Origin of the sequence: Bacillus sp. JJ1503, assembly GCF_036965125.1 — a bacterium.
GTDB lineage: Bacteria > Bacillota > Bacilli > Bacillales > Cytobacillaceae > Cytobacillus.
Window position 1 is genome coordinate 1 of sequence record NZ_JBALOZ010000198.1, and the last position, 15635, is coordinate 15635.

General features: G+C 38.7%; 17 protein-coding genes and 1 pseudogene. 1 reads left to right on the forward strand and 17 read right to left on the reverse strand.

Annotated features, from left to right (window positions below):
- The 13 genes and pseudogenes from V7149_RS15375 to paaA form a co-directional block, all read right to left on the reverse strand.
- Positions 1 to 193, reverse strand: a pseudogene (locus V7149_RS15375) (pyruvate dehydrogenase (acetyl-transferring) E1 component subunit alpha); the annotation flags it as partial.
- Between the two features lie 99 nt (positions 194 to 292).
- Positions 293 to 1399 carry a Leu/Phe/Val dehydrogenase gene (locus V7149_RS15380; protein WP_335346489.1) on the reverse strand — a complete coding sequence of 369 codons (1107 nt, stop codon included), beginning with the start codon at positions 1397 to 1399 and terminating at the stop codon, positions 293 to 295.
- A 116-nt stretch (positions 1400 to 1515) separates the two neighbouring features.
- Complete coding sequence (locus V7149_RS15385) at positions 1516 to 1899, reverse strand: thioesterase family protein (RefSeq protein ID WP_335346490.1); 384 nt, start codon at positions 1897 to 1899, stop codon at positions 1516 to 1518.
- Positions 1900 to 2088: 189 nt separating this feature from the next.
- Positions 2089 to 2883: an ABC transporter ATP-binding protein gene (locus V7149_RS15390; protein WP_335346491.1), complete on the reverse strand. Its 795-nt coding sequence runs from the start codon at positions 2881 to 2883 to the stop codon at positions 2089 to 2091.
- Entirely contained in the window at positions 2876 to 3889 is a 1014-nt protein-coding gene (locus tag V7149_RS15395) for an ABC transporter permease (protein WP_335346492.1), read from the reverse strand. The genes V7149_RS15390 and V7149_RS15395 overlap by 8 nt, the downstream gene beginning before the upstream one ends.
- A gap of 18 nt (positions 3890 to 3907) precedes the next feature.
- Complete coding sequence (locus V7149_RS15400; RefSeq protein ID WP_335346493.1) at positions 3908 to 4966, reverse strand: ABC transporter substrate-binding protein; 1059 nt, start codon at positions 4964 to 4966, stop codon at positions 3908 to 3910.
- Positions 4967 to 5244: 278 nt separating this feature from the next.
- Complete coding sequence (gene paaX / locus V7149_RS15405) at positions 5245 to 6120, reverse strand: phenylacetic acid degradation operon negative regulatory protein PaaX (RefSeq protein WP_335346494.1); 876 nt, start codon at positions 6118 to 6120, stop codon at positions 5245 to 5247.
- A gap of 124 nt (positions 6121 to 6244) precedes the next feature.
- The gene (locus V7149_RS15410) at positions 6245 to 7024 is read right to left on the reverse strand and encodes an enoyl-CoA hydratase-related protein (RefSeq protein WP_335346495.1); all 780 of its coding nucleotides are present in this window, start codon (positions 7022 to 7024) and stop codon (positions 6245 to 6247) included.
- Positions 7017 to 7325 carry an EthD family reductase gene (locus V7149_RS15415; RefSeq protein WP_335346496.1) on the reverse strand — a complete coding sequence of 103 codons (309 nt, stop codon included), beginning with the start codon at positions 7323 to 7325 and terminating at the stop codon, positions 7017 to 7019. Before V7149_RS15415 ends, V7149_RS15410 begins: the two co-directional genes overlap by 8 nt.
- Positions 7326 to 7351: 26 nt before the next feature.
- Positions 7352 to 7846: a 1,2-phenylacetyl-CoA epoxidase subunit PaaD gene (gene paaD / locus V7149_RS15420; RefSeq protein ID WP_335346497.1), complete on the reverse strand. Its 495-nt coding sequence runs from the start codon at positions 7844 to 7846 to the stop codon at positions 7352 to 7354.
- 18 nt (positions 7847 to 7864) lie between these two features.
- A complete protein-coding gene (paaC, locus tag V7149_RS15425) occupies positions 7865 to 8680 on the reverse strand; it encodes a 1,2-phenylacetyl-CoA epoxidase subunit PaaC (protein WP_335346498.1) in 816 nt (271 codons plus the stop codon).
- Positions 8667 to 9023, reverse strand: coding sequence for a 1,2-phenylacetyl-CoA epoxidase subunit PaaB (gene paaB, locus V7149_RS15430; RefSeq protein ID WP_335346499.1), 357 nt, complete (start codon positions 9021 to 9023; stop codon positions 8667 to 8669). Before paaB ends, paaC begins: the two co-directional genes overlap by 14 nt.
- Before the next feature lie 33 nt (positions 9024 to 9056).
- Entirely contained in the window at positions 9057 to 9962 is a 906-nt protein-coding gene (paaA, locus tag V7149_RS15435; protein WP_335346508.1) for a 1,2-phenylacetyl-CoA epoxidase subunit PaaA, read from the reverse strand.
- A 411-nt stretch (positions 9963 to 10373) separates the two neighbouring features.
- On the opposite strand from paaA, the gene V7149_RS15440 reads away from it, so the two are divergent.
- A complete protein-coding gene (locus tag V7149_RS15440) occupies positions 10374 to 11756 on the forward strand; it encodes a dipeptidase (RefSeq protein ID WP_335346500.1) in 1383 nt (460 codons plus the stop codon).
- A 35-nt stretch (positions 11757 to 11791) separates the two neighbouring features.
- Here the strand turns inward: V7149_RS15440 and V7149_RS15445 are convergent, their stop codons facing one another.
- The 4 genes from V7149_RS15445 to sdaAB form a co-directional block, all read right to left on the reverse strand.
- Complete coding sequence (locus V7149_RS15445; protein ID WP_335346501.1) at positions 11792 to 13039, reverse strand: MFS transporter; 1248 nt, start codon at positions 13037 to 13039, stop codon at positions 11792 to 11794.
- A gap of 207 nt (positions 13040 to 13246) precedes the next feature.
- Positions 13247 to 13612, reverse strand: coding sequence for a hypothetical protein (locus V7149_RS15450; protein WP_335346502.1), 366 nt, complete (start codon positions 13610 to 13612; stop codon positions 13247 to 13249).
- A 166-nt stretch (positions 13613 to 13778) separates the two neighbouring features.
- A complete protein-coding gene (gene sdaAA, locus V7149_RS15455) occupies positions 13779 to 14660 on the reverse strand; it encodes an L-serine ammonia-lyase, iron-sulfur-dependent, subunit alpha (RefSeq protein ID WP_335346503.1) in 882 nt (293 codons plus the stop codon).
- A 215-nt stretch (positions 14661 to 14875) separates the two neighbouring features.
- Complete coding sequence (gene sdaAB / locus V7149_RS15460) at positions 14876 to 15538, reverse strand: L-serine ammonia-lyase, iron-sulfur-dependent subunit beta (RefSeq protein ID WP_335346504.1); 663 nt, start codon at positions 15536 to 15538, stop codon at positions 14876 to 14878.
- Positions 15539 to 15635 lie beyond the last annotated feature (97 nt).

Genomic DNA, 15635 nt, shown 5'->3' on the forward strand with positions numbered 1-15635 from the left:
CTTCGAATGGTGCATATGTTCCTATCCTTCCTTGTCGCTGGAGACTCACGGCCTTTCGATCAAAAAGGCGGATTCTTACGAGCTGCCTATAAAAATTTCTGGCCAATTCCTCTGTAATCTTCTCCTTATATTCTGATGCTGCTATTTGTCCGTTTGGATCCATTACTTGAAGCATCGGAAACTGAATGTCCATTTTCTCACCCTTTGCTAAATATTTTTAGAGACTATTAGGTCTAAACAAAAATAAAATAATCATTACCACATTATTAATGTTGTTATTACAGCAAAAAAGTTAAGTCCTCACTTCCCATTTTGGACGTTTCTTGTGAGAAAAAAAGCTATTCCGGCGTGCTCTCGCTTCAATGCGTCTTTCACAAAATTGATTTGCAGCTTCCACTGTTGTTATTCTTTCTGCATTTGCGTATTCGTAAATATGGAGAAGAGAGTTATAAATGGCTTTTGTTTTTTGCAAGACTCTTTCTTTATTCGGTGTATACAGCTCATCTGCTACCTGAATTAATCCGCCGGAATTAACAATATAATCAGGCGCAAATATTATCCCTTTATCCATTAGCTTTTGTGCATGATGAAGCTCCAATAGCTGGTTATTAGCTGAACCGACAACGGCCTTTACGGATAATTGCTGAATCGTTTCGTCATTAATTATTCCACCCATTGCACATGGAATAAAAATATCTGCGTTTGCCCCATAAATCTCTTTACTTGATAAAGCTTTAACAGCTGCTCCGAGAGTTTTTGCTTTAGAAAGCAGCTTATCGATTGCTTGCTGATTAATGTCCGTTACGTATAAATCCGCGCCTTCCTCCAGCAGCCTTTCAGCTACCTTGTATCCCACTTTTCCAAGTCCCTGAATCGCATAGCTTTTTCCGCTGAGATGATCAGCTCCAGTTAATATCTTATTTGTTGCTTGAATTCCATAAATAACTCCTTGTGCAGTCGGCACAGATGAGTCCCCGCTTCCTCCGTAAACTTCATCAACGCCAACGATACAATTTGTTTCCCTTAATGCATGAATGAAATCATCTGGTGAAGTCCCCATATCTGTTCCCGTATAGAATCTTCCATTCAATGATTCTACGAACTGTCCGAACGCACGGAATAGCTCCGGTGTCTTATCTTTATGAGGATCGCCAATAATAACTGCTTTACCTCCGCCAAAATCAACATCCGCAGCAGCACATTTATATGTCATACCTCGCGAAAGACGCAGAACATCTTCCAGTGCATCCTCTTCACTTGAATAAGGGAGCATCCTACAGCCTCCTAGGGCTGGACCGAGTTTTGTACTATGGATCGCAATAATAGCCTTTAAGCCAGTTAACTCATCATTACAAAATACAACCTGTTCATGGTCTTTTATCTTCGAAAACAAATTCATGAACAATTCCCCCTAAACATTAGGTTAACGCTTACAACCATAACCATCTTTAAACTTGCTTTACTAATAGGTTTGCTCGTTTAAAAAATAATAGATTAAGTAAACTACTGCCAGAATTAAAATAGCATGCTCATAATTTTAGTTTTCGGAATGATTGCCTGCGTAACCTCCCCTGTGCCAATAAGCTTTGTATCATGGATAACAAAAACATCGGTCATAATCTTATTGTCTTTCTTTTCAGTTAGGACCGCCTTTATTTTCAAGTTAGAACCTTCTGGTGCTGGCAATATATGTTTAGCTGAAACAGAAATCCCCATTCCTTCCTCATGCTCTTCTAAAAAAGGCAAAATGATTTGCCTAGATGCCCATTCCATATGGTAGATCATCATCACAGTCGAATATGTAGGATGAACAACTTTGCCTTCGAATTGAGCAAACATTTCAGGAGTCACTACTGCCTCGATCGTAACCGAATAACCTGCCGTTAAACCTGGTTTCATTCGATCCCTCCATAGTTTATACAATAATAAGTATGACGTTTAATTAACGATATGATACCATTTCGTATAATGAATAGTCAATAAATTGTAAAATTTTAAAAAATTCTTACTTCTCTATAATATGATCCAAACATAATAAAAAGGATTAATTAGTGAACAATCCCTAATTAATCCTTTTTACGTTCAATATTAAGATAATAAAGCCCGATCACTTGCCATTTTCGAACCTCGAATTCTCTGAAACTCATTTAATAACTGTTCTATCGTCAAGTTTCCTTTTTGATCCTCTTCTACCTGCAAGATTATTTGACCTTTATCCATCATAATTAGTCTATTGCCTAAATCAAGAGCTTGCTGCATATTATGAGTGACCATTAATGTCGTCAGATTGTATTTTTCTACAATTTCCTTTGTTAAATTCGTAATGAGCTCTGCACGTGCTGGATCAAGGGCTGCTGTATGCTCATCCAGCAACAGGATTGCCGGCTCTGTAAATGTGGCCATCAATAATGAGAGTGCCTGCCTTTCTCCTCCTGATAGCATTCCAACTTTAGCCGTGAGCCGATTCTCTAACCCTAAATGTAGCGTTTGGAGCACTTCTTGAAAATATTCTTTTCTTTTCTTCGTAACCCCTTTTCGTAACGTTCTCTTCTTATTTCTGGAATAAGCCATTGCTAAATTTTCTTCAATCGTCATACTCGGAGCAGTACCTGCCATTGGGTCTTGAAACACACGCCCAATTAACTTTGCTCTTTTGTATTCCGACATCATCGTAACATTCTGTCCATCAATAGATACAGTGCCAACGTCAGGAATCATGACGCCAGAGATCATATTCATTAAGGTTGATTTTCCAGCCCCATTACTGCCTATTACGGTAACAAAATCTCCTTTATTTAACTTTAAATGAATACGATCTAAGGCAATTTTCTCGTCAGGTGTTCCTTCATTAAAAATTTTATGATTGTGTTTGAGCTCAAGCATATGGCCCCTCCTTTCTATCCGAAGGAATATTACTCATGGCCAAGCTTTCGGCTTGTTTTCTCGCTTTCCTCTTTTTCTCTTTTGAAGAGTCAATTATTTTTGGAAGAATGAGAGCTAAAATAACGATCGTTGCCGTAATTAATTTCATATCACCAGGCTCAAGGAAATCTACCCTCAAAGCAAGTGTCACAACGATTCGGTAAATAATTGCGCCGCCGATAACCGCTAATGTTGTTCTTGCAATGGTTTTTGTTCCAAACAGCGCCTCTCCGATAATAACTGATGCTAGCCCAATAATAATCATCCCAATGCCCATCCCAACATCAGCAAAGCCACCCTGCTGGGCTATTAGCGCTCCAGAAAATGCAACCATGGAGTTGGAAAGGCCAAGTCCTAGAATGACTGTTAAATTTGTATTAGCTGATAAGCTTCTAATCATTCGCTTATTGTCACCAGTCGCTCTTATAGCCAGCCCAATTTCAGTCTGCAGAAACTTATCTGTTAGGAATTTGATCAAAACGGTAACAATCAACATGAAAATTAATATACCCCATGTCCTTGGCAAGCTATCTCCAAGTCCCACTGCAGAAAGAATACTATTAAAAAAGGAGTTTAACCCCGTTTTATCCCAAGTATCTCTAACATTTGTTATAGCTGTTTCTGTATTCAATAACGGAACGTTTGATTTCCCCATAATTCGGAGATTAATCGAATAAAGAGCAATCATCATTAATATCCCAGATAGGAGAGCATTGATCTTTCCGAACGTATGAAGGACACCCGTAATACAGCCTGCAGCAAACCCAGCGACAAGTGCGAAAACAGTGGCTAGAAATGGATTTATCCCGCTAACAATCATTGTCGCTGCAACAGCCGCGCCTGTTACAAAGCTTCCATCTACCGTTAAGTCTGGAAAATCCAGCACTCGAAATGATAAATAAACTCCGAGTGCCATAATCGCATAGATAATTCCAGCTTCAAACGCTCCAAATACTGCCGTGAACATTATGAATCACACCCTCTGTTATTCGCCTTCATAAAACTCCGCAATTTTCTCCCATTCTTGCTTTACATCAAGTCCCTGCTGTTCAGCAGCTTTCTTATTAATCATTAATGTTAAACTGCTTGGAAGTTCAACCGGAATGTCTGATGGCTTTTTATTACCTTTTAAAATTTCTGCAGCCATTTTTCCAGTCTGGTAGCCGAGATCATAGTAGCTAAAGCCACTTGCTGCAACCGCCCCACGCTTCATAGAGTCAAGCTCACCAACGAATAGCGGCAGCTTCTCACTATCCGCAACTGATATAACAGATTCTAAAGCAGAAACAACCGTATTATCTGTCGGGACATAAATGGCATCTACTCTGCCTACTAATGATTCAGTAGCCTGCTTTACTTCGGCAGATGTTGATACGGAGGCTTCAACGATCGTTGCACCCTTCGCTTCAGCAAGTTTCTTCACTTCTGCAACCTGCACTTCAGAATTTTGTTCACCTGCATTATAAATGACGCCAATCGTCTTCGCTCCAGCTTCATCAATGATAAAATGAATGGTCTTTGCGGTACCCTCCGGATGATTATCCGTTGTACCTGTAATGTTATCGCCTGGTTTATCGAATGCCTCTACAAGACCCGCTCCGACTGGATCGGTTACAGATGTAAACAGAATTGGTATATCCTTCGTTGCATTTAGAGCACTAACTGCACTTGGAGTGGCATTGGCAAAAATTAAATCAACCTTATCGCCAACAAAGTTATTGGCAATTGTCTGTGTATTATTCATATCAGCTTGTGCGTTTTGGAAGTTAAATTCCACATTTTCCCCTTCTTTAAATCCTTCATCCTCTAATGCCTTTTTAAATCCTTCTGTTGCAGCATCTAAGGAAGGGTGGGCAACAAACTGGGTAATGCCAATCTTCTGTTTTTCCTGTTCTTTTTCTTTTTCGGCCTCAGCAGGTTGGGCTGCTTCCTCTTTTCCTTTTTCAGCCTCAGCAGGTTGGGCTGCCTCCTCTTTTCCACATGCACTAAGCATGAGCAGAACTGCTGCCAATAGGAAGAATAAAACTTTTAAAGACCTTTTCATCTTGAAATACCCCCTCTTTATAATAAATATTAAACACTGCAAAAATTGCAGTGTGGACTACCTATGTATAAAGCATCTTTTATATGATAAATAACGTAGATAGCGTAAATATATCGTTATATTATCATTTTACGAAGTAAACAGTCAATAATATTCAAAAAATTTAATATATTTAGATTAATATATTATCACTTTGGAAGCAAGAAAAAAAGCATACAGAATTATTCTGTATGCTTTAAAGCCACCCTTCTTTCATACTAGGACGAATGGCATCATAACTATTCAACAATATACGGGTGATCGAGCACATCGTAATTAACATCTTTGTGCTCAATCTCGTTTCCTTCTCTAAACACAGTTTCAAAAAAGCGGGAAGCTGGCTTTGCTAACTCTTTATAATATTCACTAAACAAGGATGCTGCATGACTGCCCAACCATTTATCAGGAAGCAGCTCCTCAGGCAGTCCCGGATCAACAAACAAAAATTTTCTATATTCATGAACGAGCTTAGTCCTTTCTACAAAGCATTCAGCATCGGACATTTGTCCCTTTTGTATTTTATTTTTATCAATGATGTATTTCTGACTATATTCGGAAATAAACAATTGATACTTGGAATTAATGTCCTCGAGGTTCCAGCTCTTCTCAACTAAACGAAAATTATCATGTGGCCCTTCATATTTGGCGATAAAGAAATCGACATAATGACTGATATCATATTTATCAATGATTTCATTAACTTGTTTTTCGAGATTATTTGCCGAAATCCAGCAGCTATTAGATAAGGAGCCAAATCCGCTCCATACTAATTCTTTTCTAAGTTCATCCCTTACTGTCCGAATTTCCTCTGGAATGGTGTACATGAATATTCTCCACTGTCCATCCCACTTTTCCGGCATAAGTTTAAATATCCTTTTAGCCGCTTCATCAATCCTCTTTTGACCACGATTTGTTAAAGAATAATAGCTTTTATTGCCGATTTTATCGGACTGAACCCAGCCTTGCTTATTCATCCTAGAAATAGCTGCCCGAACAGATTGATCATTATGACCAAATTCACTTAATAACCGAATTAAACTTCCAATCCAAATTTTACTGCCATAATGTGATATATAGTCTCCATATAAAGTAAAAATCATTGATCTAGTATTCAAGTACCTTCAATCCTCACTTCATTTCATATAGAAAGAATGTCGAAATAATTACGTTATGAAGTAATTCTACTATATAAAATGAAATATTCATAACATTTTAAATCCTAGCATTATGTTATATTCTCTATCTCCCCTTGAAATTCGGCCTTCTTTTTTCCTGAAAAGCCTTCATGCCTTCTTTTTGATCTTCAGTTGAAAATAATAAATAGAAATTTTTTCTTTCAAAATCCATGCCTTCTTCAAGAGGGACATCTACCGCTTTCAGCACCGATTCCTTTATTAAGCGAATAGATATCGGTGCTTGATTGGCTATATGTCTAGCCATTTTTAATGTTTCTTCCATTAGAACCTCACTAGCAAAAAGTTGGTTGACTATCCCAAAATGGAGAGCTTCTTTTGCCAAGATTCTTTTTCCAGTAAAAAGCCATTCCATCGCCTTTGTTTTACCAGCTAGCTTTGTTAACCGCTGCGTTCCTCCTGCACCAGGCATAACACCAAGATTTACTTCGGGAAATCCGAATTCCGCATCCTCTGCGCCGTAAAGAAGATCGCAGCATAGGGCAAGTTCAAAACCCCCGCCAAGAGCAAACCCCTGGACAGCTCCAATTATTGGCTTCTTTATCATGGCCAATCGGTCCCAATCCTTGAATTGATTGCGCAGCTCAAAATCGATTGCATCGTCATTAGCCATTTCTTCGATATCAGCTCCAGCAGCAAATGCCCTTCCTTTGCCGGTCAATATGATGACTTTGACATCATCATTTTCTTCAAATTCTTCCATAACAGTTAGAATTTCTGATACCATTTTGCGATTAATTGCGTTAAGTACCTTTGGACGATTTAAGGCTATGAATCCTAGCTTTCCTTCAATGGCAGCTTCAATAAATTCATAGTCATTACCCATCTACGCTTTCACCAATCATTAATGTAATTAAATCACCTGCAAATTTCATTGCATCTTTGCCTGATGCCTTCCCTTCATCGGTTCTCATCGCCGATTGAAGTGACTCTAGACTGTCATAATGCATTTCACACATGAGGTAATACTTCCCTTCCCCACCCATTGGACTGCCTACAATTCTAGTAACCTCCATTTTGCGAAGGCCAGGGATTTTTTCCGTAAGAGGAGCGTGTGTTTCAAAGTAATGCTTATCAAAAGCTTCTTTGTTTTCAGGATGCTTGTATAATGCGATAAGTTTTGCCATTTTACTTTCTTCCCTTCAATTTGTATTTATATTGTTGAAACAGGTTTCATAGCTTCGAAAGGGTTTTTGCAAGTCCTGCAGTAAAGAATGCTGCGACAGGCAGTTGGCCCAAAGAGATTGTCTAGAGTTGTGTAGTTGGAGTCGCAAAACGGGCAATTCACTTGCCACTCTCCAGTTTCGCGGATATGTTTTGGAGGAGGGGCAATTCCGAATTCTTTTAAATCCTCTCTCCCCTTTACTGTAATTCGGTCTGACGTCCATGGTGGGTGGTAAATGAATTGTACATCAATTAGCTCAAAAGCAAATTGAGATTTAATTTCTTTAACTACGTTATGACGGATAATTTCAAGAGCTGGGCAGCCCATAAAGGTTGGAAGCAACTCAATTGTTACGGAAGAGCCATCCACTGTCACTCTTTCTACCATCCCTAAATCAACGATCGAAATAGAGTCTATTTCTGGATCCTTAACTTGATGAAGCACTTTAATAATTTTGTCTGCAGAAGTATTTGTTTTCTTCATTCTAAACAATCCTTCTTCCTACCAATTAGCGGCGGGATCTGTATGATATACTTCGGAAAGAATGGCTAAAGCTATGTCGAGGTCCTTTGAGTGTTCACCTAAACGTCCATTCCCGCTCTTCATTCCAAACGATTCTGACAACGGTAGATTGATCGCTTCAAAGACTGGAAGCATGGCAGACCTCCACCTCTGTTTCAATACGTCTTCTTCCTCAATCAAACCTAATTTTGTCATCTCACTCCCCTGTGGCCCTAATGTTAGTACACCTTCGAAATCAGCAAACACTTTTGCAACAGCAGCTTCCATTCTTTTTCTTGCCTCACCACCAGCATTCATTAATTGCACAAACCATGTTTTCCAATGTAGAAGATGGTAGAAGAGCTCCATATTCACATTGATTGCCATGTGGGCAAGTGGTTGATAGGATGAATTTTTCAAGGAGTCCATACGGATTTTCTTTGCCTGATCGTAGAAGTAATTTCTGACGACTGCAAACGCAAAGTCATACTGGGGCATTGATAAATAGTGGCCCGGACCATTAACCATTTCAAGCAAAACAGCATTTCTTCGGTCCTTAGCTTTTCGTGAATGCGCTAATTCATCAACACTGCCTTCACCAAGTTCTTCTAGAAGCTGATAAAACATCGCCGCATGCCCCATTGTATCTTGGCTAATGGAGGAAAAGGCAACGTCCTCCTCAATATGAGGAGCAAGGCCAAGCCATTCCGATCCCCGGTAGGCGAGTATGAAATCATCATCAGCGAGCTGGAATAACAGTGCTGTTAATGAAGATTTATATGCAGGATCCAGTGATGAAATATCAGTCTTGTTCACTCTTTTTCAATCCTCCCCATGACAAAATTTCCTTTTCATCAAGCATTGATTGTTCATACTGACGCCATTTTTTTCTTAAATAGCCGTATCCCTTCGTATTTCGATAATCTTTATTATCAAGCCGCCTCAATGACTGCTTTTCCTCAAGGGACATTTTGCGAATATCCGAACTCTTTATCACCCAAATATCCGCTACCGGCTCCCTCCGCATAAAGTTTTCCTGTGCCATAACTAGTGCAAGCTCTTGATTTGGGGCAAGCAAGGAAAATTGATATTGTAATGGGGAGGTATCCGTCCTTTTACTGAAAACCTCGAATTCCTGGTAAAATCCTCCACTGCTCAAGGGTTCTCCTCCAATCTAAATTGTTTGCAAAATTCAATGATTCGCATTGGCCAGCGCATCACGAACCCATTGATTTTCAACATAAGTTGTTTGCCGCAATTCCAAACGTTCCTTTGATTTCGGGCCATTATTCCTGACAATTTCCTTAAATCGATTCCAATCAGGCTGCTTATAAACCCATTTTCCCTGCTCTTTATCAAAATGCATCGTTTCATCCGGGATTGTTAATCCAAGAGATATGACTCTAGGAATGTATTTCGAAAAGAAATCCTGTCTCAGTTGTTCATTCGTTTTGGTTCGAATTCGATATTTAATTGTAATGTCTTGCTTAGAAGTTCCAGTCGTTGATGCATCTGCCGGACCGAAGAACATCAGGAGGGCATCCCACCATCTATTAATGGCACCTTGAACCATCTCTCTTTGTTCCTTTGTTCCTTCAGCCAATGCCATAATGATGGACTCGCCATGCTGGGCATGGAAAACTTCCTCTGCACAAATTCTTTTCAACGCTCTTGCATAAGGTCCATATGAAGCATCTAGCATATTGGTTTGCGAAATGATGGCTGCACCATCAACAAGCCAGCCAATTAATCCTGCATCTCCCCATGTCGGGGCTTCCATATGAAACACATTATGAAATTTCAGCCTTCCGTTAAATAAATCGTGCATAATATCTTCACGGGTTTTACCGAAAGGCTTCATTAAATCTTCTGCAACTCTTAATAGCAGCTGCCCGTGTCCCATTTCATCCTGTACCTTTGCCATGATCCCAAGCTTTCTTTTTAATGAAGGTGCTTTCGGAACCCATTCCTTTTCAGGCAACGCCCCCATAATTTCACTAATTCCATGCATTGAAATTAATTTAATCAGCGTTATACGATATTCGTCAGGCATCCAATCATCTGCTTCAATTTTTTCACCATTGTTGATACGATTCATGAAGTGCTCGTATTTCTCCTCATCTGTTAAGTGCTCGTTAAAAATCGTTATTGACAAATTACTCACCCCCAAATTTTAATAACGTTTTAATTACTTCATACAATTTACTTAAAAATTAAAATCGATCCTTTAAATAATTTTATATAACGTTTATTTATCGTGGTGATTATTATGTGTCATATATTTATCACAAAGATACATTGGAAATGGTAAAAAGTCAATGAGTTTTCTGAAAATTTTATATATTTATTCACCCAATTTTCTTCATTGAAAATCCGATGCCTGACGGTAGTGGCTTAGAGTTTTTATCCAAACAGTTGACTATGTTATAGTTAGATAGGACAAACAATTTGGAAAGATTATGTAAAGGTAATTCCGGAATAATGACATAAGGACATGGAGGAAGGTAAAATGAATCAAGCAGTATTGGATTTTCTTCAGGATAAAAGAGAAATACATCTTAAGGAGCTCTTTGAATTTTTAGCAATCCCAAGTATTAGTGCCCTGCCCGACCATAAAGACGATGTACAAAGGGCAGCCCAATGGACAGCTGATGCACTGGCAAAAATAGGGGTTGAAAATGTAAAAATTTACGAAACAAAAGGGCATCCCGTTGTCTATGGAGACTGGTTAAAGGCCGAAGGAAAACCGACAGTTCTTATATATGGCCACTATGATGTACAACCTGTAGATCCCCTTCATTTATGGGTGACTTCCCCATTTGAAGCAGATATTAGAGATGAAAAAATATATGCTCGTGGTGCCAGTGATGATAAGGGACAAGTATTCATGCATTTGAAAGCCATTGAAGCAATCCTGCAAACAACTGGCACTCTTCCGGTAAACTTTAAGTTTTGCATTGAGGGCGAAGAGGAGATTGGAAGTCCTAATCTTCCAGCTTTTGTTGAAGAAAATAAAGAGCTTTTATCAGCTGATGTGATTGTTATATCGGATACGGGCATGATTGATAAAGGCAAGCCTACCATTTGCTATGGTCTACGCGGATTATGCGGCTTACAAATTGATGTGAAAGGTGCAAAAGGAGATCTGCATTCAGGTTTATATGGCGGAGCTGTGGAAAACCCTATTCACGCCCTAGTCCAACTAGTTAATACATTCCATGATATCGATGGAAAAATAACTGTAGATGGATTTTATGATCAAGTTCAGCCTTTAACTGAAGATGAAAAACAAGCATACGATGCTTTGGAAATGAGTGATGAAAGCTTTAAGCAGCAAGCTGGAGTCACAGAATTATTCGGAGAAAAAGGCTATACGACATTAGAAAGATTATGGGTTAGGCCGACACTTGAAGTAAATGGGATTTATGGGGGTTTCCAAGGTGAAGGCATTAAAACAGTCATCCCTTCTGAAGCTACTGCAAAAATTACATGCCGTCTAGTCCCAAATCAAGATCCTGATGAGATTGTAAACCTTTTAAAGCAGCATATCGAAAAAAATAAACCAAAAGGTGTAGAGGTGAATATTTCTTTATTTGATAAGGGTTCACCGTATGTCACTCCTTTTGACCATCCAGCTATTCAAGCTGCTGGCCGTGCCTATGAAAAGGTATATGGAGTTCCTACATCCTATACACGTGGAGGCGGATCCATTCCGATCGTAGCGGCATTTGATCAAATATTAAAGCTTCCTGTTGTCTTAATGGGTTTCGGTCTGCCTGATGAAAATTTCCATGCGCCAAATGAGCATTTTCATTTAGAAAACTTTGATAAAGGTCTTGATACACTTTGTTNNNNTTGTTATTATTGGTATGAACTGGAGAAATCAATTTAAGTAAAAAGACGCCACTTTAGCTGGCGTCTTTCCATTTATCCAAGCACTTTACTGCCGATTGTTCCCGCATGGCTTTTTCGCATATATAAGAACATAAAAAAGAACAGAATGGCGCTAGCTCCTCTTAGAATAGTAGAAATAGTCATGGCCACGTCCATACTAGTATTCTCAAGAAGGAATACACCGAACTGTGGAGCAATAAACGCTACAAGTGCTAGCAATATATTATAATTCGAAATACATGTACTGCGATTATCCTCCGTTGTAACCTCTAATAAATGATTAAATAATAATAACACGGTCCCCGAGACGAATAAGCCAGAAGAAGCATTTACAATGACAAGATAAACTAAATTAGTGGAGAGCACAGTCAAAATTGGAGTACTGGCCATTCCTAAAGATACCAATATCAGCATCTTTGCATTGCTGTGTTTGTCGGCCATTCTCCCCCACCATTTAAAACTGGCTATCTGAGCAATTTGATTGGAAACTGTAAATAAACTGATCCAAAAAGCAGTCGCTCCTGCATATTTTATTTGGTAAATACTAAATAATGACCACGCCATTTGCCATCCAAAATTAAAAAATAAGCAGCAAACTAAAAAATAGACGAATGGTTTATGTTTATAAACATGGAGGCCTAGATTTAGTTTCTTCTTTTCTATTTTCTTATCAGTCTTTTTTTCTTTATGCTTCAATAAATAGTAAACTTCCAATAACCCGAAAAGGAATGCACAAATAAATAATAGCTGAAATGGCAAAGCATTGCTCTTATCAAATTGCTGCAAGAGAATACCGATCAAGAAGGTAGATATCATCCCAACAATAGTCATCATTTTATTTCGGTCACTAAAAAAGCCGCTTCTTCTTTCGTCAGGAATAAGGTCTCCAATAAAGGATTGCCAGCTTAAATTGGCAAATGAACCAGGTAAATTCATAAATCCAACTAAAAGAACAAATGCCCAGCTCCGATATTCAACAGGTAGATAAATGACAAAAAACATTGCGATGAGAAACAAACGTGCAGCCAGAAAGGAATAAGCTGTAAATTTCTTCTTTTCTTCTAATTTGCTTAAAATGATTGATCCGATCAGCATCGCGAACATCCCGACAAATTGCGGCAATGAACTAATTAATCCGACCTGATAATTTGTAGCCCCAAGAACACTAATAGCGAACAAGGGAAAATAATTGTTACTAATATTTAGGACAATCGTTGTTGCAATTCCATTTCGGATACTAAGCTTTTCATTTGCCTTTAATGTACTATACGACTGTGGCATTTTTTCCTCTTCCTTCATTCATGGAGCTATTTATTTCGTCATTCTAAATAATTTTTCTTTAGCTATCATAATCCCTCCTCAAATAAGATGCAAGGGGGTTTCTGCGTTTTAGGAAAAATTTTATTACTGGACTTACAACAGCTTTTCGAAAAAGAAAAAGAAGCCATATTTCCGGCCTCTTTAGATATAGCATATAACTAAAAATAATCAGCTGACCATGTTCTTACCCTTTAGCATCAAAATCGCTTCTTCGTTTTTAGCAATTTTCGTTAATTGGGCATCCAAACGCTGATTAATACAAAGTAATTCTTCGCTGAATATTTTAATTGAAGCCCCTTTCAAATATTGAAAAAAGTCATTTAATTCCTCTCTTTGATAGGATTCCATTTTTTCAACTATGTCCTTAATATCAGACAAATCAATTTGATTCACTTCTATTCTATGTTCAATGCTATCGACTTTCTCCAATCGATCCAGCCGTCTCTCCAGCGATTTAATGTTATCACTGATTTCAGCAACTTGATTTCTTATGTCATTCATTCCATTCAATATTTTCGTTAATATCTCCTCCATCACCTATCGCTCCTTATTTTTATTACATTCATCTTACCACCATTGACTAGTAGGAATCTGTGAATATTTATTTACAATGATAATGATTTACTAAAATATGTCAGAAGTGTGAATAGCAAAAACAAAAAAACCTGGACATTCACCATATCCAGGCATCTCATGTATTTTATTTTTTTTCGCCAAATATTTCTGCTTCTAGTCTTCGTCCTGTTGGAGTTGCAGCAAGGCCGCCTTCAGCCGTTTCTCTTAATGCTGATGGCATTGACTGACCAATGAGGAACATCGCATGAATGACTTCATCACATGGAATTCGGCTTTTAATGCCAGCTAGAGCCATATCAGCTGCGGTCATTGCATTTGAAGCACCCATTGCATTTCGTTTCACACAAGGAACTTCTACTAATCCTGCAACAGGGTCACATACTAAGCCAAGCATGTTTTTCAATGTAATGGCCATTGCCTCAGCAGCCTGACTAGGTGAACCTCCAGCAAGCTCGACAATAGAGGCAGCCGCCATCCCGCTTGCCGAGCCCACCTCAGCCTGACAGCCGCCAGCAGCACCAGAAATAGACGCATTGTTTGCCACAACAAAGCCAAAGGCTGCAGAAGTAAATAGAAATTCAATCATTTCCATTCTCGTTGGATTTAAGACTTCCTTCACTGCAAATAATGTACCAGGTACAACACCTGCAGAACCAGCAGTCGGAGTTGCACAAATAGTGCCCATTGCTGCGTTAACTTCGTTCGTTGCTACTGCTTTACTTACCGCATCTAGCAGAATATTTCCTGATAATGATTTTCCGCTTTTAATATAATTTTGCAGCAGAACTGCATCTCCACCCGTTAAACCGGAGACTGAAGTAACCCCGTTTAACCCCCGCTCAACAGCTTCTTCCATAACCGTTAAATTACGATCCATCTTAGCAATAATTTCTTCTCTAGTAAGCCCAGTTACTTCAATTTCCTGCTGAATCATAATTTCTGCTATTTTCACTTGTTTACTTTCGGCAAGCTCAACAAGTTCAGCTACATTTCTAAATAAAATCATCTTTCCACCCCTAATCCTGGCTATATAATCAAATGCGCATTGGCGTATTTGTGCCCGATTTTTTTCGAGCTCGCTCGAAAAATTCCATTTAAAAAATCGAGGCATCCGCCGGAGGCTTTAACTTTATTCTGCCGTGGTTTAACACTCCACTAAATTAGTTATTATTATTTACTCATCCCCCATTTATAGAAGCAGGGGATTTCTGCTGAATAAAGTTAATCAACCATTCTAATAATCTGCGTTACATTAGGTACATTTTCAATCTCTGCAATGACATCCTGTTTGATCTTTTGATCTACTTCTATCACCATTAAGGCCATTTTTCCCTTTTCCTTACGGGAAACCTCCATATGACCAATATTGATTTCATGATTGGCTAATATTTTTGTAACAGATGAGATAACACCAAACTGATCGTTATGAACAACAAGAATAGCTGGATGTTCGCCAGACAATTTAAGCTTAAATGAATTTAGTTCAGTTATTTCAATCGTGCCTCCGCCAATTGAAATACCAACAACCTCTAAATCACCTTTTTCATCGTATAAATTAATCCGAACGGTATTCGGATGATCTGGTACCATTTCCTCTACAGAAAATACAATCTCCATTCCAGCCTCTTCAGCAAGCTTCAGTGAAGAAGGAATACGCTCATCGAAGGTATCAAAATCTAAGAGCCCGCCAACTATTGCTACATCCGTCCCATGGCCTTTATAGGTTTTGGCAAATGAACCATATAAAGATATTACTGCTTTCTTTGGAAGCCGGTTAAATAATGTTCTGGCCACACGTCCAATTCTTGCAGCTCCTGCTGTATGAGAGCTGGATGGGCCAATCATAACCGGACCGATAATATCAAAAGCGGATCTATATTTCATGTCGAATGCTCCTTTTTAATAAATATTAGAATAACTTATCTCGAGTTTGAGAACTGTCTAGCTCCAGCGCCTACCCCCTCGAGGTCACAAGCCAATC

Excerpts from the sequence above, each read along its gene's own strand:
- paaA (WP_335346508.1), bottom strand. The coding sequence starts at position 9,962 with ATGAATCGTATCAACAATGGTGAAAAAATTGAAGCAGATGATTGGATG.
- V7149_RS15395 (WP_335346492.1), bottom strand. The coding sequence starts at position 3,889 with ATGTTCACGGCAGTATTTGGAGCGTTTGAAGCTGGAATTATCTATGCG.
- V7149_RS15410 (WP_335346495.1), bottom strand. The coding sequence starts at position 7,024 with ATGGGTAATGACTATGAATTTATTGAAGCTGCCATTGAAGGAAAGCTA.
- sdaAB (WP_335346504.1), bottom strand. The coding sequence starts at position 15,538 with ATGAAATATAGATCCGCTTTTGATATTATCGGTCCGGTTATGATTGGC.
- V7149_RS15450 (WP_335346502.1), bottom strand. The coding sequence starts at position 13,612 with ATGGAGGAGATATTAACGAAAATATTGAATGGAATGAATGACATAAGA.
- sdaAA (WP_335346503.1), bottom strand. The coding sequence starts at position 14,660 with ATGATTTTATTTAGAAATGTAGCTGAACTTGTTGAGCTTGCCGAAAGT.
- V7149_RS15380 (WP_335346489.1), bottom strand. The coding sequence starts at position 1,399 with ATGAATTTGTTTTCGAAGATAAAAGACCATGAACAGGTTGTATTTTGT.
- V7149_RS15445 (WP_335346501.1), bottom strand. The coding sequence starts at position 13,039 with ATGCCACAGTCGTATAGTACATTAAAGGCAAATGAAAAGCTTAGTATC.
- V7149_RS15390 (WP_335346491.1), bottom strand. The coding sequence starts at position 2,883 with ATGCTTGAGCTCAAACACAATCATAAAATTTTTAATGAAGGAACACCT.
- V7149_RS15385 (WP_335346490.1), bottom strand. The coding sequence starts at position 1,899 with ATGAAACCAGGTTTAACGGCAGGTTATTCGGTTACGATCGAGGCAGTA.
- paaD (WP_335346497.1), bottom strand. The coding sequence starts at position 7,846 with ATGAAGAAAACAAATACTTCTGCAGACAAAATTATTAAAGTGCTTCAT.
- V7149_RS15415 (WP_335346496.1), bottom strand. The coding sequence starts at position 7,325 with ATGGCAAAACTTATCGCATTATACAAGCATCCTGAAAACAAAGAAGCT.
- V7149_RS15400 (WP_335346493.1), bottom strand. The coding sequence starts at position 4,966 with ATGAAAAGGTCTTTAAAAGTTTTATTCTTCCTATTGGCAGCAGTTCTG.